This window comes from Hylemonella sp. GW821-FHT12C09, from assembly GCF_058807395.1.
The window spans coordinates 269,185-285,706 of the sequence record NZ_JBXAQQ010000001.1; the positions used below are offsets into that span (position 1 = coordinate 269,185).

A 16,522-nucleotide genomic window follows, 5' to 3' on the forward strand; every position below is an offset into this window, starting at 1 on the left:
AGACTCAACGCGCGAGCTTGACCCCGGCCGCCATGAAGCGCTGGCGGTCCTCGGGCTTGTCGATCTGCTGGGCCAGGGCCTGCAGCAGCGCCGCCCACTCCCGATGCTTCGCGGCCTCGCGCCGCACCAGGGTGCGCGCCAGCGGCCCGATGTACTGGCTCAGCGCGCGCTCCAGCGGCTCCAGCTGGGCCGGCTCGAAGTTCGACACCCCGCTCGCGTTGCTGCGGCTGCTGATGCTGCTGCTGCCGGAGTAGGGGCGCGTGATCGGCTGCGTCAGCGGCTGGCTGCGCACCGAGGGGTTGCTGCGGCCGCCGGGCGGCAGGGTGGTGTTCGCGCCCGTACGGCTGCCGCTGCTGCCCGACACGAAGGCCTCACGCGCGGCCGGGTCCTGGATGGAGACCGAGAGCAGCTCGCGCAGGCCCTGGGCATCGGCGGCACGGGACACGCTCTTTTTCATGAGCACGTGCGCCAGCGGGCCGATGGCCCGGGTCAGCTCGGTCTCGATGGCCTGCACCACCTCGGCCGCGATGGGCTGCACATCGGCCATCAGCAGCGTGGTGGCCTCGTCGTTGGCCAGGCTCAGGCGGGCGCCGCGCTGGTCCAGCAGACGGTAGATCTCGTGCGCGCGCTGGTGCTTGTCATAGCGCTCACCGAGAAACTCGAACAGCTCGTCGGCACCATCGCTGATGCGCGAGATCACGTCGTAATAGGCGCGCGAAACCATGATCTGGTTCGCGGTGGAGAAATCCATGATGCGCTGCGCCACGTTGATGCCGTCGCCCACCACGTTGACGCGGTCGTTGATGTCCTTGAGCATGCGCAGCGGCCCCAGGTGCAGGCCCACGCGCATGGACAGCTTCTCGTTGTACTTCTGCCGCATCAGGTCACGCAGCAGCTGGGCCGACACCAGCGCCTCCTCGGGGTCGCCCAGGAAACAGATGGCGGCGCCGTCGCCCGTGTCCAGCATGATGCGCGAGGACGCGTCCACCCCGTCGATGGCCTTGCTCACCAGCTCGTTGAACTGGGTCTTGAGCGCCACCTGCTGGTCCACGCTGCGCGTCGAATAGGCCACCAGGTCCAGGAACATGATGGTGCCCATCACGTTCTTGCGCGAATGGTCATCGCCAGCCGTGCGCGACGTGCTGCGCGCACCGTCCAGCACCTGGGTCTGGACCTGGGTGTGGAGCTGCGTGTTCAGCTGCGTCCTGAACTCGGTGGGCGCGAACTCGGTCTTGCGCAGTGCCTCGCGCAGCGCCGCCACGCTTTGCGGACGGTCTTTCTCGTGGGGCTGCAGCGCCCAGTCGATGGCCTGCAGCAGCGGCTCGCCGAAGGCCGTGCGGCTAGCCACGTCCACGGCCCGGGGCATGGCGTCCTCGCGCACGCGCGCCGCGGCCTCCAGCGGCTTGCGCCCCGTGGTCATCCAGTAGAGCACCGCGCCCAGCGAGTACAGATCGGTCCACGGCCCCTGGTTGCCCTTGCTGTGGTACTGCTCGAAAGGCGCGAAACCGGGGCTCACGATATTGGTCATGTCGTGGTCGGCGCTGACACGGCGCGCGGCCCCGAAATCCAGCAACACGGGGCTGCCGTCAGCGCGGATGTAGATGTTGTCGGGCTTGATGTCGCGGTGCAGGAAGTTGAGCTTGTGCACCGCCTCCAGGCCGTCGAGCAGGGGGTAGACCAGCTGCAGCAGGGCCGCCTGGTCCAGCCCGCGCTGCTGCATCACCCAGTGCTTGAGCGGGTCGCCCGACTCGTAGTCCATGACGATGTAGGCGGTGCCGTTTTCCTTGAAGTAGCGCAGCACCTTCACGATATTGGGGTGCCGGAAGGAGGCCAGCGCCCGCGCCTCGTCCACGAAACGCTCCAGGCCCCAGTCGAAGCGCGAGGCGCCTTCGGGCGTGCGCACGCGCACCGAGCGGTCCTCGCCGCGCACCGCCACGTCGGCCGGGAAGTACTCCTTGATGGCCACGGGCAGCTGCAGGTTCACGTCCTGCGCCAGGTAGGTGATGCCGAAGCCGCCGCCGCCCAGCACCTTGTCGATGCGGTATTCGTAGATGGTCTGGCCCGGCTCCAGGGCCGCGACATCCGAGGTCCTGGGCGCTGCGTCGCCGGGTTGCACACCGTCTTCCATGTCCGTGCCCCGATCCGGGCTCAGTCGCCGCGGTCGATCATCTGCATGGCCTTGTCCAGGCTGCGGCGCATGCGGTTGAAGGCGCCGCCCAGCACCGCCACCTCGTCACGTCCGCCCTCGGCGAACTCCGGCACGTCGAAGTCGCCCGTGCTGACCTGGTCGGCCGCCTGCGACATCTTGCGGATCGGACGCACGATCATCCAGCTCAGCATGATGTTGAGCACCACGAAGACCAGCAAGAAGACGCCGGCCAGCGAAATCAGGAAGGCCTTGAGTGCGCGGTCGGCGTTCTGCACGGGCACGTCCATCGGCACGGTCACCACCTGCGCGCCGACAATCTCGTTGTGCTTCCAGCCGAAACCGTTGGCCTCCCCATAGATCTTGAGCATGCTCGCCGGCGCGGCGGCCGGCACGCTGTGGCAGGCCAGGCAGGCGGCATTGGTGATCTGGATGGGATGGGCAATGTAGAGCAGCCGCCCGGTGGCGCCGGAGCGCTCGGAGATCAGCTCCTTGACCTCGCCGTCCTGGCGGAACTGTTGCACGATGTCGGCTTCCCAGTCGGTCACGCGGTCGCGCGGGTTGGTGGGGTTGAGCGTGGCTTCCTTGTAGCTGTAGCCCGGGTGCTTCTTCTGCACGGCCGACAGGATCTCCGTTGCGGCATAGGCCGAGACGCTCTGCGGCAGGAAGACTTCGTCCAGCCGGGGGTCGAGCAGCGGCTTGATCTGCCCGATCGTGTAGGACCGGGCCGACAGGGCCGTCTCCATCATGAGCCGCGCGTTGCGCACCACCTCGTCGCGTGCGTTGTCCTGCAGGAGCTGGCGCGAGATCATGCCCGCCGCAGCAAAGCCGACCAGGAAGACCGCGATCAGCACCAGATTGAATTTGAGTCTCAAGCCCATGGAACCCCCACCCGTATGTGAATGAACACTCTCACTTTTTGATTGGTCCACAGTGTAGCGGCGCCGGCAGACTCCCGGCCCAAAGCGCCGCCGCGCCGGGGCCGGTCCGCCCGGTGTTGATAGACTCGCCCGGATGTCCACCCTGGCCGATCTCGCCCTCCACACCCCCATGATGCAGCAGTACCTCGGCCTCAAGGCCGGGTACCCGCAGACCCTGCTGTTCTATCGCATGGGCGACTTCTACGAGCTGTTCTACGCCGACGCCGAGAAGGCTGCCCGCCTGCTGGACATCACCCTCACCCAGCGCGGCCAGTCCGGCGGCCAGCCCGTGGTCATGGCCGGCGTGCCCTTCCACTCGGTCGAGACCTACCTGGCGCGCCTGATCAAGCTGGGCGAATCGGTCGCCATCTGCGAACAGGTGGGCGACGTGGCCACCGCCAAGGGCCCGGTCGAGCGCAAGGTGGTGCGCGTGGTCACCCCGGGCACGCTCACCGATTCCGCCCTGCTCAGCGACAAGAGCGAATCCCTGCTGCTGGCCGTGCACCAGGGCCCGCGCAATGCCCTGGGCCTGGCCTGGCTCAGCGTGACCCAGGGCGAGGTTTACCTGGCCGAATGCAGCCCCGACGAATTGCCCGAATGGCTGGCGCGCATCGCCCCCGGTGAGCTCATCTACAGCGCCGGTTCTACGCCCGCGTTCGAACAACGCCTGTTGGCGCTCAAGCAGACGAACGGCGTGGCCCTGGCCCTGCGCCCCGAATGGCAGTTCGACAGTGCCCTGGGCCAGAGCAAACTGCTCGAACAGCTCAAGGCTGCCAGCCTGACCAGCTGGGGCGCACAGGACCTGCCCCAGGCCCACGCCGCCGCCGCCGCCCTGCTGGCCTATGCTGAACACACCCAGGGCCGCGCCCTGAGTCACGTGTACAACGTGCGCGTGCAGCGCAACGACCAGCTCATCGACCTGCCGCAAACCACGCGTCGCAACCTCGAACTGGTGCAGACCCTGCGCGGCGAAGACAGCCCCACCCTCTTCTCCCTGCTCGATACCTGCATGACCGGCATGGGCAGCCGTCTGCTGAAGAGCTGGCTGCTGGAGCCCGCGCGCGACCGCGCCCCGGCGCAGCAGCGGCTCGACGCCCTTGGCGCACTCAGAGGCGGCCCCTGGCCCAGGCTGCGCGAGCAGCTCAAGGGCTGCAGCGACGTGGAGCGCATCACCGCCCGCATCGCGCTGCGCCAGGTGCGTCCGCGTGAACTGGTGGCACTGCAGCAGACGCTACAAAAAACAGAGCAACTGGCGCCGGTACTGCATGGACAGACCGGCCTGCTGGCACAGGTGTCGCAACAGCTTCTGCCGCCCGCGGGCTGCGCCGAACTGCTGGCCCGCGCCATCCTGCCCGAGCCGGCCGCCCTGGTGCGCGACGGTGGTGTCATCAACGACGGTCTCGATGCCGAGCTCGACGAGCTGCGCGCCATCCAGAACAACTGCGACGGGTTCCTGCTGGAACTGGAGACACGTGAACGGGCCCGCACCGGCATCACGAACCTGCGCGTGCAGTTCAACAAGGTGCACGGCTTTTACATCGAGATCACCAGCAGCAACCTGGACCGCGTGCCCGAGGACTACCGCCGCCGCCAGACCCTCAAGAACGCCGAACGCTTCATCACGCCCGAGCTCAAGGCCTTCGAGGACAAGGCGCTCAGCGCCCAGGAGCGCGCCCTGGCGCGCGAGAAGTGGCTGTACGAACAGCTGCTGGACCAGCTGGCGCCGCACATCCCCGCCCTCACGCGCACGGCGCGGGCCCTGGCCACGCTGGACGTGTTGTGCACCCTGACCGAACGCTCGCTCACGCTGGAGTGGTGCGCGCCCAGCTTTGCCAACGAGCCCTGCATCGAGATCACGGCCGGCCGTCACCCCGTGGTGCAGGCCCGCCTGGCCGAGACGAGTTCCGGCGCCTTCATCGCCAACGACACGCGCCTGGGTCCGAAGCAACGCATGCAGATCATCACCGGCCCGAACATGGGTGGTAAGTCCACCTATATGCGCCAGGTCGCTCTCATCGTGCTGCTGGCCTCCATGGGCAGCTACGTGCCGGCCAGCGCCTGCCGCCTGGGGCCCATCGACGCCATCCACACCCGCATCGGCGCCGCCGACGACCTGGCCAATGCCCAGTCCACCTTCATGCTGGAGATGACCGAGGCCGCACAGATCCTGCACGCCGCCACGCCGCAGTCCCTGGTGCTGATGGACGAGATCGGCCGCGGCACCTCCACCTTCGACGGCCTGGCCCTGGCCGGCGCCATCGCCACCCAGCTGCACGACAAGACTCAGGCGTTCACGCTCTTCGCCACGCACTACTTTGAGCTCACCGAGTTCCCGGCCCAGCACCACGCCGCCATCAACGTGCACGTGAGCGCCACCGAATCCGGCCACGACATCGTCTTCCTGCACGAGATCCAGCCCGGCCCGGCCAGCCGCAGCTACGGCATCCAGGTCGCGCGCCTGGCCGGCATGCCGGCGGCCGTGGTCAACCATGCGCGCCACGCGCTCGAAGCGCTGGAGACCTCGGCCTCCGCCAGCCAGGCCCAGGTGGACCTGTTCGCGCCGCCGCCCGTGGTGGAAGCCAGCGCCCCCAGCGCGGTGGAAGCCCAGCTGGCCGGAATCAACCCCGACGACCTGAGCCCGCGTGACGCGCTCGACGCCCTCTACGCGCTCAAGAAACTGGCCACCCGCACATGAACTCCCACCTGCCCCCCATCGTCTTCTCGCACGCCAACAGCTTCCCGGCCAGCACCTACCGCGTGCTCTTTGCCGAGCTGCGCCGGCGCGGCTTCAAGGTCAAGGCCGTGGACAAGTTCGGGCACGACGAGCGCTACCCCGTCACCAGCAACTGGCCGCACCTGGTGCAGCAGCTGGCCGACTTCACGGCCACCGAGGTGAACAAGAGCGGCGAGCCCGCCTTCCTGGTCGGCCATTCGCTGGGCGGCTTCCTCAGCCTGATGGCCGCCGCGCGCCACCCCGAACTCGCCTGCGGCGTGCTGCTGATCGACTCGCCCATCCTGGGCGGCTGGCGCGCCACCAGCGTGAACGTGGCCAAGCGCACCCAGCTCATCGGGGCGGTCTCGCCCGGTGCCATCAGCAAGGCCCGCCGCAACAGCTGGCCCGACGCCGACACCGCCTTCGAACACCTGCGCCACAAGAAGGCCTTCGCCCACTGGGACGAGCAGGTGCTGCGCGACTACGTGGAGCACGGCATGCACGACGAAGACGGCAAGCGCGTGCTGAGCTTCACGCGCGAAGTCGAGACCGCCATCTACAACACCATCCCCCACCACCTGGACAACCTGCTCAAGCGCCACCCGCTCAAGTGCCCAGCCGCCTTCATCGGCGGTCGCCATTCGGTGGAGATGAAGCAGGTCGGCATGGCCATGACCGAGAAGGTGACCAAGGGTCGCATCAGCATGCTGGACGGCTCGCACCTCTTCCCCATGGAGCAACCCGTCACCACGGCAGCCGCCATCGAGGCCGCACTGCTCAACCTGCAGCGCGTGCGCGAACTCAAGGCCGCCGGCTAACGCAGCTGCTCGTCCAGGAAACGCAACATCCGCTCACGCGACGCCACCTGGGCTGCCGGGTTGCCGCCCACCGTGGCCCGGCCGCTGCGCGTGCTGCCCACGTTGTCGCGCACCTTCACGGGCGACAGGCTGTCGAAGCCGTGGTAGCTGTCGGCATAGACCTCGAATTCAAAGCGCGGCGCCTGCGCCACTAGGCGCTGGTGCAGGCGCACACAGGGCGCGGCGGCCGTCCAGTCGTCGCGCTCGCCCACCATCAAAAGCAGCGGAACCTGCAGCTTGTAGCCCGTGTTCTTCAAGGGTCCGGTGCAGCCGGGGTAAAAGGCCACGGCAGCGCGCGGCTGCAGGGTCTGCCCCTGCACGGCCGCATCGCTGGCATCCAGCGCGGCCAGCACGGTCTGCGCCCCATGCGACCAGCCCAGCAGCACCAGGCGCGTCGCGTCCACCTCCGGCCGGGTCGCCAGCCAGCGCAGCGCTGCCTGGACATCGGCGCGCCGGTCGGTTTCGCGCACGGGACGTTTGCTCTGGGGGATTTCGCAGATCGAGCGCAGGCCGCGCGGGCCGAAGCTGTCGAGCACCAGCACGTGCATCTGCGCGGTGTTGAGGTCCGCCGCGTAACGGCGCAGGTGCGCCGTCAGCTGCCCGCGCGTGTCGTAGGGACCACTGCATCCATGCAGGGCCACGATGGCAGGGCGCGGCCCCGGCGCTGCAGCTGCAAACCAGTAACCGGTCAGGACAACGGCACCCGGTACGTCGACGCGCACGCCCGAGGGCGGCTTCCCGGCCGCAGCCAGCAGGGGCACCAGCAGCATCGCCCACAGCAAGCGTGAGGCGAGCCGCGTCATGCTCAGGCGCTCCAGCGCACCGCGCCGCTCCAGGCCGTGGCCAGCACCACCACACCGAAGACGATGCGGTACCAGGCGAAGCCGTTGAAGCTGTGGGTGGAGATGAAACGCAGCAGCCAGCGCACGCACAGCCAGGCGCTGATGAAGGAAAACAGCAGGCCCACGCCGAACATGGGCAGGTCGGCCAGGGAGAGCAGCGCACGCTCCTTGAACAGGCTGTAGGCGCCCGCGCCGATCAGCGTGGGGATGGCCAGGTAGAAGGAGAAATCGGTGGCTGCCTTGCGCGACAGGCCCAGCAGCATGCCGCCGATGATGGTGGCGCCGCTGCGGCTGGTGCCCGGGATCATGGCCAGGCACTGCACCAGGCCCACCTTCACGGCGTCCTTCCAGCCCATCTGGTCCACGTCGAGGATGCGCGATGCGGTGTCGGCGCGCGCCTGGCGCCGCTCGGCCCAGAGGATGATGAAACCGCCGATGATGAAGGTGGTGGCCACCACCTCGGCCGTGAAGAGGTGGGCCTTGATGGCCTTGCCGAAGAGCAGGCCCAGCACCACGGCCGGCACGAAGGCGATCAGCACATTGAGCGTGAACTGCTGCGCCTGCCGGCTGGTGGGCAGGGCCACCACGGTGGCGCGCAGCTTCTGCCAGTAGACCAGGATCACGGCCAGGATGGCACCGGTCTGGATGGCGATGTCGAAGACCTTGGCCTTCTCGTCATCGAAGCCCAGCAGCGCGCCGGCCAGGATCAGGTGGCCGGTGCTGGAAATGGGGAGGAATTCGGTCAGGCCTTCGACGATGCCCATCAGGGCGGCCTTGATCAGCAGGGTGATATCCACGGGGACTCCAATGAAGACCGTGGATTATCGCTGGCGCCCGGGTGCCGCCCTGCGGCACAGCGCCGGGCGCGTCAGCGCCCCTCGCCGGTCACAGCAGCTGGAAGGCCAGGATCGCCGTGAATGTCGCCGGCAGCGCCGCCACGAGCAATCCCAGCGGGTGGATGGCCTCGTCTTCAAAGCTGCCGCGCAGGATGGCGAAGCCGGCAGGGTTCGGGGCATTCGCAATGACCGTCAAGCCCCCACCTGTCACAGCGCCGGCCACGAGCGCGTATTTGAAGCTGTCGCTCAGGCCCTCGACCAGGGAGCCGAGATAGGTGAGCGCGGCATTGTCGGTCACGGCCGTCAGGACGGTGGCCCCAAAGTACACGGTCGTGGCGTCCATGCCCCGCAGGAGCGGCTCAAGCCACCACTGCTGCTGCCCGCCCAGCACGACCAGGCCGGCCAGGAAAAAGGCCACGAGCAAGCCCTCCCGCAGCATGAGGCGGTCCTGGAACTGGGGGTACGCCGTCGCAAACCCCATGAAGAACAGGAAGAGCCCCATGAAAACGGCGGGATGGTGGGCAAATGCGATCACGCCCGCCAGAAACAGGATGTGCAGCCCGCCGACCCACAGAGGGAGATTCTTCTCGGTCGATGGCACGGTCCGCAACAGACGGGAAAGCTCGCCCCTGAAAACAAGTGTGGTGACCAAGGCATTGATCACGACGGCCAGTGCCGCCTTCCAGCCGAAGTGCGCGAACATGTACCAGCTGTCCCAGTTCCACTTGGCAGCCACCATCAGGACGGGCGGGGCGGCAAAGGACGTGAGTGTGCCCCCAATGGAGATGTTGACGAACAGGACACCCAGCGTGGCGTACTTCAGCTTGGTCGAAGCATTGGCGCCAAAGATCCTCTCCCGCAGCATCAGTGCCGCCAGGGTCATCGCCGCGGGCTCCGTGATCAGCGAACCAAGCAGCGGCACGAACGACAGCCCGACGAAATAGAACGCCATTCCGCCCCGCAGCGGGACGAACCGGGCAATGGCGTTGACACTGCTACGGGCCAGCTGCAAGACGGCGCGGCTGCCGGCAACGACCATGATCGCGAAGACGAACATGGGTTCGGTGAAATTCCGCGAATCGAGGTAGCTGGTGGCCGCCTGGGTGCCCTGCAGGGCTGCCATGGCCAGCACCAGCACCATGGCCCAGAAGCCGAAGACGACCTCCACTTCACCGAGCAGGTGCCAGATGCCGGCATGGTCCGGCCGGCGATGCGCCATCCGTTCGAAGAATTTCGTCGAAAACGTATGCACCAGAGCCAGGGCAAACAGCCCTGCGCCCACCCACTCGATCACACTCACGTCCGTCCCTGCTGCGTCAGTTGCTTGCGAAGGCCGCGGCGCAGGCGGCGGATGTGGATGGGTGCGAACACGGCGGCCAGCAACGGCACGACGACAAAGACGTTCATCACCAGCGTTGCAAAAGCATCCTCGCCGAGGGACGCCTGGCTGAGCATGTATTTGGCGAGTGTCATCACCGGCACCAGCCAGACCGCGATGCCGATGAGCTCCAGGGGCTCAAGTTCGCAGCCGCGCGCCAGTTGCAGCGCCTCGCCCTGCTTGCCCTGGGGGAACTGCCGAAGCTCGGGCAACAGCGCCAACCAGAGCCGGTTCATGGGCCTGCCGAGACACGGAAGTGCCTGCCATTCCGGTTGAATACGCCTTGCCTGCCGAACACGCTGAACCTCCGTTGGATAAGAGGTTGTCAGATCTTCATCTTGAACCTCGGAACGGATTGAGGTTATCAATCAGCAGCGCAGAAGGAAATTCGGGCACCCCCGTACGCGCATCACGTAAGGGCTTTACACCGACCTCTGACGTCGCTGCGGTCAGGCCGCGGGGGTCAGATCAGGCCCTTGTCTGCCAGGCGGACGAGCTCAACGATGTTGTGCACACCCAGCTTCTCCATCACACGCGCCTTGTGGACTTCCACGGTCCTGGGGCTGATGCCCAGCCTGTCGGCGATATGGCGATTGTGGAGGCCCTCGACGATCAGCTTCATGACCTCGCGTTCACGTGCCGAGAGCTGACCTCGCACCGGGGTCGCTTCCGCGCCCTCCTTCTGGGCGCTGGCCACCGCCCGCAAACCGGCAAAGGCCTTCGCGAGCGCATCGAGGATCTGCTTGCCATCGAAAGGCTTTTCGATGAAATCCACCGCGTCCGCCAGGAAGGCCTGCCGGGCCGCAGCCACATCCCCGTGGGCCGTGATGACGATGACGGGCAAGGTCGGCGCGCGTTCCCGCAGACAGCGCTGAAGCTCCAGGCCGGACATGCCGGACATCCGGACATCAAGCACCAGACAGCCCCGCCAATCGGGCTGAAGCGCACCCAGGAAATCCTCGGCACTGGCGAACGACGCCGAGACATACCCCTGCAGGCTGAGCAGCAGCGCAAGGGAGTCTCGAACCGATGCATCGTCATCGACAATGAACACCGTCTCTTTATGCATGTGTCACTCCGGAACGATCATCCTTATCCATGGGCAGCGTGAAGCAGAAACGTCCGCCAGACCCGGTCTCCGCCCAGAGCCTGCCGCCATGCGCTTCGACGATGGCACGGCAGATGCTCAGACCGATGCCCATGCCACCCGGCTTGTCTGAGGCGCCGGGCTCAAACAGGGTTTGCACGCGGACCGTGTCAACGCCCGGGCCGCTGTCCTGCACGTCGATCCGCAATTCGTCATCGGCGATCGCGGCGCTGATCAGGATGTGCCCGCCCCCGCCCGCGGAAGAAGCGGAGTCTATGGCATTTGCAATCAGGTTACGCAATACGACGGCAATCTGGATCGGGTCGATCCATACCGCAGGCAATCCTTCCTCGATCCGGCTTTCCATCCGGATCTGAAGCACATCGGCGCGACGCGTATGCGCATCGATCGCCTCACCCAGGAGGGCGGCCGGCGATACCGCCTCCAGATGGGTGGAGCCGGTTCTGAAAAAGTCGCGCAGGCGCTTGACCACCGCCCCGGCACGTGCGGCGTCCTCCACCATGCGCCGGGTCACCTCCAGCAGGCGATCCCGCTCCTCGGCCTGCAAGCCACGCGATTCGGCTGCCAGCATCTGACAGGCGTGCGCATAGTTGCTCAAGGCCGTGAGCGGCTGGCTCAACTCATGCGCCAGCGACGCCGTCATCTGACCGGCCGCCGCCAGCCGCAGACTGCTCTGCAGCTCCACGGCCGCGCGGGCTCTCTCGTCCACCACGACACCCAGCAGCAGGCCGGTCATGGAAATGGCCGCCATGAGCACCTGAAGCTCGAACACCGCCAGGTCCTGGTGCGGCAGCGACTGGACGGCGATGATCAGGCCGATTTGCGTGAGGCCAGAGGCCAGCACGGCCCCCACCACCCCAAGCTGCGCGGACATCCACACCACCGGCAGGAACAGCAGGTAGAAGTATCTGTAGTGTTCCTGCCCGGACCGGCCAAAACCGATCCACAGCAGCAGGAACAGCAGAACCGTGACGCCCCACCAGCGCGGACTTCTGAGAGATGCCACGAGGGCGGCACGACGCGAAGGATTCATCATGACCAAGAGCATCGGCAGCACGACGACCAGACCGACGGCATCGCCAACCCAGAACCTCATGATGGCTTCGTAGATCGGGCCAGTGGGCCCCAGACCGGCTGCCGACAGGGTCATGACATAGACCACACCATTGAGCAGTGCCCCGGCCACCAGGATGCCTGTGAACCAGAGAAGATCGCGTCGTTTCGCCAGCGCAGGCGGACGTCCCAGCGTGGTTGCCAGCCCCTGGGACACGGCAGCGTAGATCAGGCTGAGCGCGCCGGTCGAGGTCAAAAGTGCCAACCAGTCGACGGGCTGGCCACGCACCACCACTTCAGCGGCCAGCAGCCCCACCCAGACCATCCAGATCCAGCGCCGGTTCCACAGGAGCAAGCCGACGGCGAGCGCCGCCTGTGGGTTCCAGGGCGTGATGTTGAGGCCCTGGAACGGCCGGATGTAGCTCGCCCAGTCGAGCATCACGAACAACACGACGTAAGCCAGCCCCACGAGCCAGGCGGCCCCCAGCGAAGCTGGCGGCGCGGCGGGCGAAGGGGTATTGCTCATGGAGCCCGATTCTCCATCCAATCGAGCGGGGCCTGGCGCATGACTGACGCGCCTGCCGTTCATCCAGGCCGCGTGCGGCCCGCTTGCCCCCGACGATCGGACAGCGGCGGGCGGCAGGCCCTACAGTGGCGCAAGCCCCGAGAACTGGCTTTGTTCGGGGTTGAAGTCCGGGTCCAGGCAGGCGTTGGTGAAACCGATCGGACCGTGGTCGACCAGGATCACCGCCCAGGTGTCCCATCGGTTGCGGGGGTCCATGCCGTAGGGGTCCATCTTGATCTCCTCGGGGTTGACCTTGCGGCCCACATAGGCGGAGATCACCTGGAGCAGTTCGCGGAAGTCCTCCACACGCTGGACCTTCTGCATGGATTGCTCGAATCCGCAACCGCTGGGTCTGAACCTTGGCACTTGAAATTCCTTCGTCGGCAAAGGCGCTTATTCTGCCGGCTCCCCGGCGGGCCGTGTATCCATATGTATATCGACAGAGGGGTCTTGACCCCGCCTACTCGTAGCGCAGCGCCTGGATCGGCAGCAGGCGCGAGGCGCGCCGCGCCGGGTAGAAACCGAAAAACACGCCCACCAGGGCCGAGAAGCCCACGGCCAGCACGATGGCGCCGATCGACATGTTCACCTGCCAGCCGGCCAGCGCGCCCACGCCCCAGGTCGCCACCGCGCCCAGCAGCACACCCAGGGCGCCGCCCATCAGGCTCAGCGTCACCGCCTCGATCAGGAACTGCGCCAGGATGTCGGCCGGGCGTGCGCCCACCGCCATGCGCAGGCCGATCTCGCGCGTGCGCTCGGTCACGCTGACCAGCATGATGTTCATGATGCCGATGCCGCCGATGATCAGGCTGATGCCCGCCACCGCCGCCAGCAGCAGCGTCATGATGCGGCTGGCCTCTTCCTGCGCCTGCAGGATCTCGGTGAGGTTGCGCACGTTGAAGGGATCTTCCACGCCGCTGGGCACCTTGAAGCGCTGGCGCAGCAGGTCCTTCACCGACTCCTCCACACCTTTCATGCTCTGGCCCTCGCGCACCTTCACGAGGATGGTGCCCACGCGCTTGAGGCGGCTGGTCGCATCGCCGCCCCAGATGCGGTTGCGCAAGGTGCTGATGGGCATCATCAGCACATCGTCCTGGTCCTGCCCCATGGAGTTCTGGCCCTTGGAGGCCAGCACGCCGATGATCTTCATGGGCACGCCGCGCACACGCACCACCTGGTCCACCGGGTCCTGCTCGCCGAAGAGCTCGCGCGCCACCGTGGCACCGATCCAGGCTACCTTGGCCGAACCGGCCAGCTCGGCCTGGTCGAACTCGCGGCCCGAGGACAGGCCCCAGTCGCGTGCTTCCAGGAAATCGTTGGTCACGCCGTAGATCGTCGTGCCCCAGTTGCTGTTGCCCGACACCACCTGGCCGCTGGTGCGCGAGGTGGGTGCTGCCACCTGCACCTCGGGAATCTCCACCGCGATGGCCAGCGCGTCCTCTTCGGTCAGGCGCTGGCGCGTCTGTGCGCCCAGGCGCACGCCGGCCTGCGACACACCGCCGGGCACCACCAGCATGATGTTGGAGCCCAGGCCCTTCATCTGCGCCTGCACGCGCTCGGTGGCGCCGCTGCCCACGGCGATCATGGTGATCACCGCGGCCACGCCGATGATGATGCCCAGCATGGTCAGGATGCTGCGCAGCGTGTTCGAGGCCAGGGCGCGCCAGGCCGTGCGCAGAGCAGTCAGCCAGTTCATGCCACCGCCTCCTTTTCGACGTGCCCGGGCTGGCGCACGTCCTCGATGATCTGCCCGTCGCGGAACACCAGCTTGCGCCGCGCCCAGGCCGCAATGTCGGTCTCGTGCGTGACGATCACCACCGTCATGCCCTGCTGGTTCAGCTCGGTCAGCAGACGCATGATGTCGTCGCTGGTCTTGGTGTCCAGCGCACCGGTGGGCTCGTCGGCCAGGATGAGCTGCGGGTCGTTCACCAGCGCGCGCGCGATCGCCACGCGCTGCTGCTGCCCGCCCGACAGCTCGCTGGGGGTGTGCTGCCAGCGCTCGCCCAGGCCCACGCGCGTGAGCGCAGCCAGCGCGCGCTCACGCCGCGGCAGCGGCTTCACGCCGGCATAGACCATGGGCAGCTCCACGTTCTCCAGTGCACTGGTACGCGGCAGCAGGTTGAACTGCTGGAACACGAAACCGATGCGCCGGTTGCGGATGGAGGCCAGCTGGTTGGCCTGCATGCCCTCCACCTCCTCGCCGGCCAGGTGGTAACGACCGGCCGTGGGCAGGTCCAGGCAACCCAGGATGTTCATCAGGGTGGATTTGCCTGAGCCCGAGGCCCCCATGATGGCCACGAAGTCGCCCTCCTCGATGTCCAGCGACACCCCGCGCAGCGCGTGCACGGTCGTGTCCCCCATCGTGTAGGTCTTGCTCAGCTCGCGTGCTTCGATCAGGGCCATGCCTTGCCGTCCGTTCAGAAATTCGTGCGGGACCGCAGCGCGATCAGAACATCATGCGCGGACCGGTCGGCGGGCGGGCGCCAGACCCTGTGGCCGGCGCGCCGGGCCCCACCGTGCCGGTGATCACCGGGGCGCCCTCTTTCATGACCGCGGCTTCGGGTGCATCCGGCGGCACGATCAGCTCGGTGCTGGTGCCGTCGGTGATGCCCAGGCGCACGTTGTACGCCGCTGGCTTGCCGTCCTCGCCCATCAGGTAGATGCGCCCGCGCGTCACGGTGCGGCCCGCCACCTCGGCCTGCAGCGCAGCGTAGCGCTTCTTCTGCTCGGGCGTCAGCACGTCGGCGATGCGCGCGCGGATGTCGGCGGTGATGCGCTCGCGCGCCTTGGTCCGGTCGGCCTCGGCCAGCTCGCGCAGGCGCGCGAACTGCGGCCGCGCCGACGCGTAGATCGCATCCACCTTCTCGACCTGCGCTGCGCTCAGCTGCAGCTCCTTGACCAGGCGGTTGCGGAATTCGCTCAAGGGGTTGTTGCCACCCGCCGCCGGTGCTGCGGCCGCAGGCGCCGAAGCCGTGCCGGCGGGCGCCTCGGCCACCGGCTCCACGCCGGTGACGCGCACGCGCAGCGCGGCGTTGGGCACCTTGAGCGGGTTCTCGCGCGTGTCGGTCACCACGCGCACATTGGCGGTCATGCCCGGCAGCAGGCGCCCGTCCGGGTTGGAGAAGTTCACCACCGCCACATAGGTCACCACATTGGCCACATTGGTGGCAGCCTTGCGCACCTGGCCGATCCGCCCCTCGAAAGTCTGGCCGGGAAAGGCGTCCACCGTGAAGCTGGCCTTCTGCCCGCTGCGGATGCGGCCCACGTCGGCCTCGTCGATGGCGGCCTCCACCTGCATGTCGCGCAGGTTCTGGGCAATGATGAACAGCTCGGGCGCCTGCAGGCTGGCCGCCACGGTCTGCCCTTTTTCGATGGAACGCTTGATCACGATGCCGTTGACCGGCGAGGTGATGCGCGTGCGAACCAGGTCGATGCGGGCCTGCGCCAGCGCCGCCTCACGCTGGGCCACGGCGGCCTGCGCACTTTTCACCTGCGCCTCGGTCACGCCCAGCTGCGCCTCGGCCGCCTTCACCGATTCGGCGCTGGTGTTGACCAGGGCGTTGGACTGGTCCGCCGTGCTCTGCGCGATGAAGCCCTTGCCCACCAGCATCAGGTTGCGCTCGTGCGTGCGGCGCGCTTCGGCCAGGTCGGTCCTGGCGCGCGACACCTGGGCCTGGCTGGCCACCACATTGGCCTGCGCCGTCAGCACCACGGCACGCGCGGCGTCCACGTCGGCCTGGGCCGAGCGCACGCGATACTCGAACGTCTCCGGGTCGATCACCGCCAGCAGCTGGCCGGCCTTGACCTCGGCGTTGAAGTCCACGTACAGGTCCTTGATCTGGCCCGACACCTGGGTGCCCACCGTCACCTGCGTCACCGGGCTCACCGCCCCGGTGGACGCCACGGCCGCCTGCAGCGGGCCGCGTTCGATCTTCGCGGTGCGGTACTGCACCTCGCCGCTGCCGCCGCGCTGCATCCACCACCAGCCCAGCGCCCCCACCAGCACCAGCGCCACTGCGCCCGCCGCCACATATGTCTTTTTCATGTGGTCCATTGTAGGAAGAAGGCCATATCCCGTGCCTTGGACAGGTGTCGCTTGTGTAA

The 16,522-nt window shown here is 67.5% G+C and carries 14 protein-coding genes; 2 read left to right on the top strand and 12 right to left on the bottom strand.

What is annotated here, in order from left to right:
• Nucleotides 1-4: 4 nt before the first annotated feature.
• Nucleotides 5-2,128 (bottom strand): protein kinase domain-containing protein, encoded by a 2,124-nt coding sequence (locus AC1RRP_RS01370; RefSeq protein ID WP_493032501.1) that lies wholly within the window; start codon nucleotides 2,126-2,128, stop codon nucleotides 5-7.
• A gap of 20 nt (nucleotides 2,129-2,148) precedes the next feature.
• Nucleotides 2,149-3,027, bottom strand: coding sequence for a Tll0287-like domain-containing protein (locus AC1RRP_RS01375; protein ID WP_493032503.1), 879 nt, complete (start codon nucleotides 3,025-3,027; stop codon nucleotides 2,149-2,151).
• A 133-nt stretch (nucleotides 3,028-3,160) separates the two neighbouring features.
• Here AC1RRP_RS01375 and mutS point away from each other — a divergent pair, with 133 nt between their 5' ends.
• Together mutS and AC1RRP_RS01385 are read left to right on the top strand one after the other, a co-directional pair.
• On the top strand, nucleotides 3,161-5,761 hold the full coding sequence (gene mutS, locus AC1RRP_RS01380; protein ID WP_493032505.1) for a DNA mismatch repair protein MutS: 2,601 nt from the start codon (nucleotides 3,161-3,163) through the stop codon (nucleotides 5,759-5,761).
• Complete coding sequence (locus AC1RRP_RS01385) at nucleotides 5,758-6,597, top strand: alpha/beta fold hydrolase (RefSeq protein WP_493032507.1); 840 nt, start codon at nucleotides 5,758-5,760, stop codon at nucleotides 6,595-6,597. Before mutS ends, AC1RRP_RS01385 begins: the two co-directional genes overlap by 4 nt.
• Here AC1RRP_RS01385 and AC1RRP_RS01390 read toward each other — a convergent pair.
• The 10 genes from AC1RRP_RS01390 to AC1RRP_RS01435 all read right to left on the bottom strand — a co-directional run bounded on the left by AC1RRP_RS01390 (nucleotide 6,594) and on the right by AC1RRP_RS01435 (nucleotide 16,463).
• Nucleotides 6,594-7,439, bottom strand: a complete 846-nt coding sequence (locus tag AC1RRP_RS01390) for a dienelactone hydrolase family protein (protein ID WP_493032509.1) — start codon at nucleotides 7,437-7,439, stop codon at nucleotides 6,594-6,596. The two genes, AC1RRP_RS01385 and AC1RRP_RS01390, sit on opposite strands and share 4 nt — an antisense overlap.
• Before the next feature lie 2 nt (nucleotides 7,440-7,441).
• The gene (locus AC1RRP_RS01395) at nucleotides 7,442-8,275 is read right to left on the bottom strand and encodes an undecaprenyl-diphosphate phosphatase (RefSeq protein WP_493032511.1); all 834 of its coding nucleotides are present in this window, start codon (nucleotides 8,273-8,275) and stop codon (nucleotides 7,442-7,444) included.
• 88 nt (nucleotides 8,276-8,363) lie between these two features.
• Complete coding sequence (locus AC1RRP_RS01400; protein ID WP_493032512.1) at nucleotides 8,364-9,614, bottom strand: putative Na+/H+ antiporter; 1,251 nt, start codon at nucleotides 9,612-9,614, stop codon at nucleotides 8,364-8,366.
• Nucleotides 9,611-9,928 (bottom strand): hypothetical protein, encoded by a 318-nt coding sequence (locus AC1RRP_RS01405; RefSeq protein WP_493032514.1) that lies wholly within the window; start codon nucleotides 9,926-9,928, stop codon nucleotides 9,611-9,613. The genes AC1RRP_RS01400 and AC1RRP_RS01405 overlap by 4 nt, the downstream gene beginning before the upstream one ends.
• Before the next feature lie 227 nt (nucleotides 9,929-10,155).
• Nucleotides 10,156-10,761, bottom strand: a complete 606-nt coding sequence (locus AC1RRP_RS01410; RefSeq protein ID WP_493032516.1) for a response regulator transcription factor — start codon at nucleotides 10,759-10,761, stop codon at nucleotides 10,156-10,158.
• A complete protein-coding gene (locus AC1RRP_RS01415; protein ID WP_493032518.1) occupies nucleotides 10,754-12,379 on the bottom strand; it encodes an ATP-binding protein in 1,626 nt (541 codons plus the stop codon). The genes AC1RRP_RS01410 and AC1RRP_RS01415 overlap by 8 nt, the downstream gene beginning before the upstream one ends.
• Nucleotides 12,380-12,499: 120 nt before the next feature.
• On the bottom strand, nucleotides 12,500-12,742 hold the full coding sequence (locus tag AC1RRP_RS01420) for a hypothetical protein (RefSeq protein WP_493032521.1): 243 nt from the start codon (nucleotides 12,740-12,742) through the stop codon (nucleotides 12,500-12,502).
• Nucleotides 12,743-12,878: 136 nt separating this feature from the next.
• Nucleotides 12,879-14,114, bottom strand: a complete 1,236-nt coding sequence (locus AC1RRP_RS01425) for an ABC transporter permease (RefSeq protein WP_493032523.1) — start codon at nucleotides 14,112-14,114, stop codon at nucleotides 12,879-12,881.
• The gene (locus tag AC1RRP_RS01430) at nucleotides 14,111-14,821 is read right to left on the bottom strand and encodes an ABC transporter ATP-binding protein (RefSeq protein WP_493032525.1); all 711 of its coding nucleotides are present in this window, start codon (nucleotides 14,819-14,821) and stop codon (nucleotides 14,111-14,113) included. The genes AC1RRP_RS01425 and AC1RRP_RS01430 overlap by 4 nt, the downstream gene beginning before the upstream one ends.
• Before the next feature lie 43 nt (nucleotides 14,822-14,864).
• Nucleotides 14,865-16,463: an efflux RND transporter periplasmic adaptor subunit gene (locus AC1RRP_RS01435; RefSeq protein ID WP_493032527.1), complete on the bottom strand. Its 1,599-nt coding sequence runs from the start codon at nucleotides 16,461-16,463 to the stop codon at nucleotides 14,865-14,867.
• Nucleotides 16,464-16,522 lie beyond the last annotated feature (59 nt).

What these genes read in the sequence shown, in the direction of transcription:
- AC1RRP_RS01370 (WP_493032501.1), bottom strand. Translation starts at nt 2,128, where the DNA reads ATGGAAGACGGTGTGCAACCCGGCGACGCAGCGCCCAGGACCTCGGAT.
- AC1RRP_RS01375 (WP_493032503.1), bottom strand. Translation starts at nt 3,027, where the DNA reads ATGGGCTTGAGACTCAAATTCAATCTGGTGCTGATCGCGGTCTTCCTG.
- mutS (WP_493032505.1), top strand. Translation starts at nt 3,161, where the DNA reads ATGTCCACCCTGGCCGATCTCGCCCTCCACACCCCCATGATGCAGCAG.
- AC1RRP_RS01385 (WP_493032507.1), top strand. Translation starts at nt 5,758, where the DNA reads ATGAACTCCCACCTGCCCCCCATCGTCTTCTCGCACGCCAACAGCTTC.
- AC1RRP_RS01390 (WP_493032509.1), bottom strand. Translation starts at nt 7,439, where the DNA reads ATGACGCGGCTCGCCTCACGCTTGCTGTGGGCGATGCTGCTGGTGCCC.
- AC1RRP_RS01405 (WP_493032514.1), bottom strand. Translation starts at nt 9,928, where the DNA reads ATGAACCGGCTCTGGTTGGCGCTGTTGCCCGAGCTTCGGCAGTTCCCC.
- AC1RRP_RS01410 (WP_493032516.1), bottom strand. Translation starts at nt 10,761, where the DNA reads ATGCATAAAGAGACGGTGTTCATTGTCGATGACGATGCATCGGTTCGA.
- AC1RRP_RS01415 (WP_493032518.1), bottom strand. Translation starts at nt 12,379, where the DNA reads ATGAGCAATACCCCTTCGCCCGCCGCGCCGCCAGCTTCGCTGGGGGCC.
- AC1RRP_RS01420 (WP_493032521.1), bottom strand. Translation starts at nt 12,742, where the DNA reads ATGCAGAAGGTCCAGCGTGTGGAGGACTTCCGCGAACTGCTCCAGGTG.
- AC1RRP_RS01425 (WP_493032523.1), bottom strand. Translation starts at nt 14,114, where the DNA reads ATGAACTGGCTGACTGCTCTGCGCACGGCCTGGCGCGCCCTGGCCTCG.
- AC1RRP_RS01430 (WP_493032525.1), bottom strand. Translation starts at nt 14,821, where the DNA reads ATGGCCCTGATCGAAGCACGCGAGCTGAGCAAGACCTACACGATGGGG.
- AC1RRP_RS01435 (WP_493032527.1), bottom strand. Translation starts at nt 16,463, where the DNA reads ATGAAAAAGACATATGTGGCGGCGGGCGCAGTGGCGCTGGTGCTGGTG.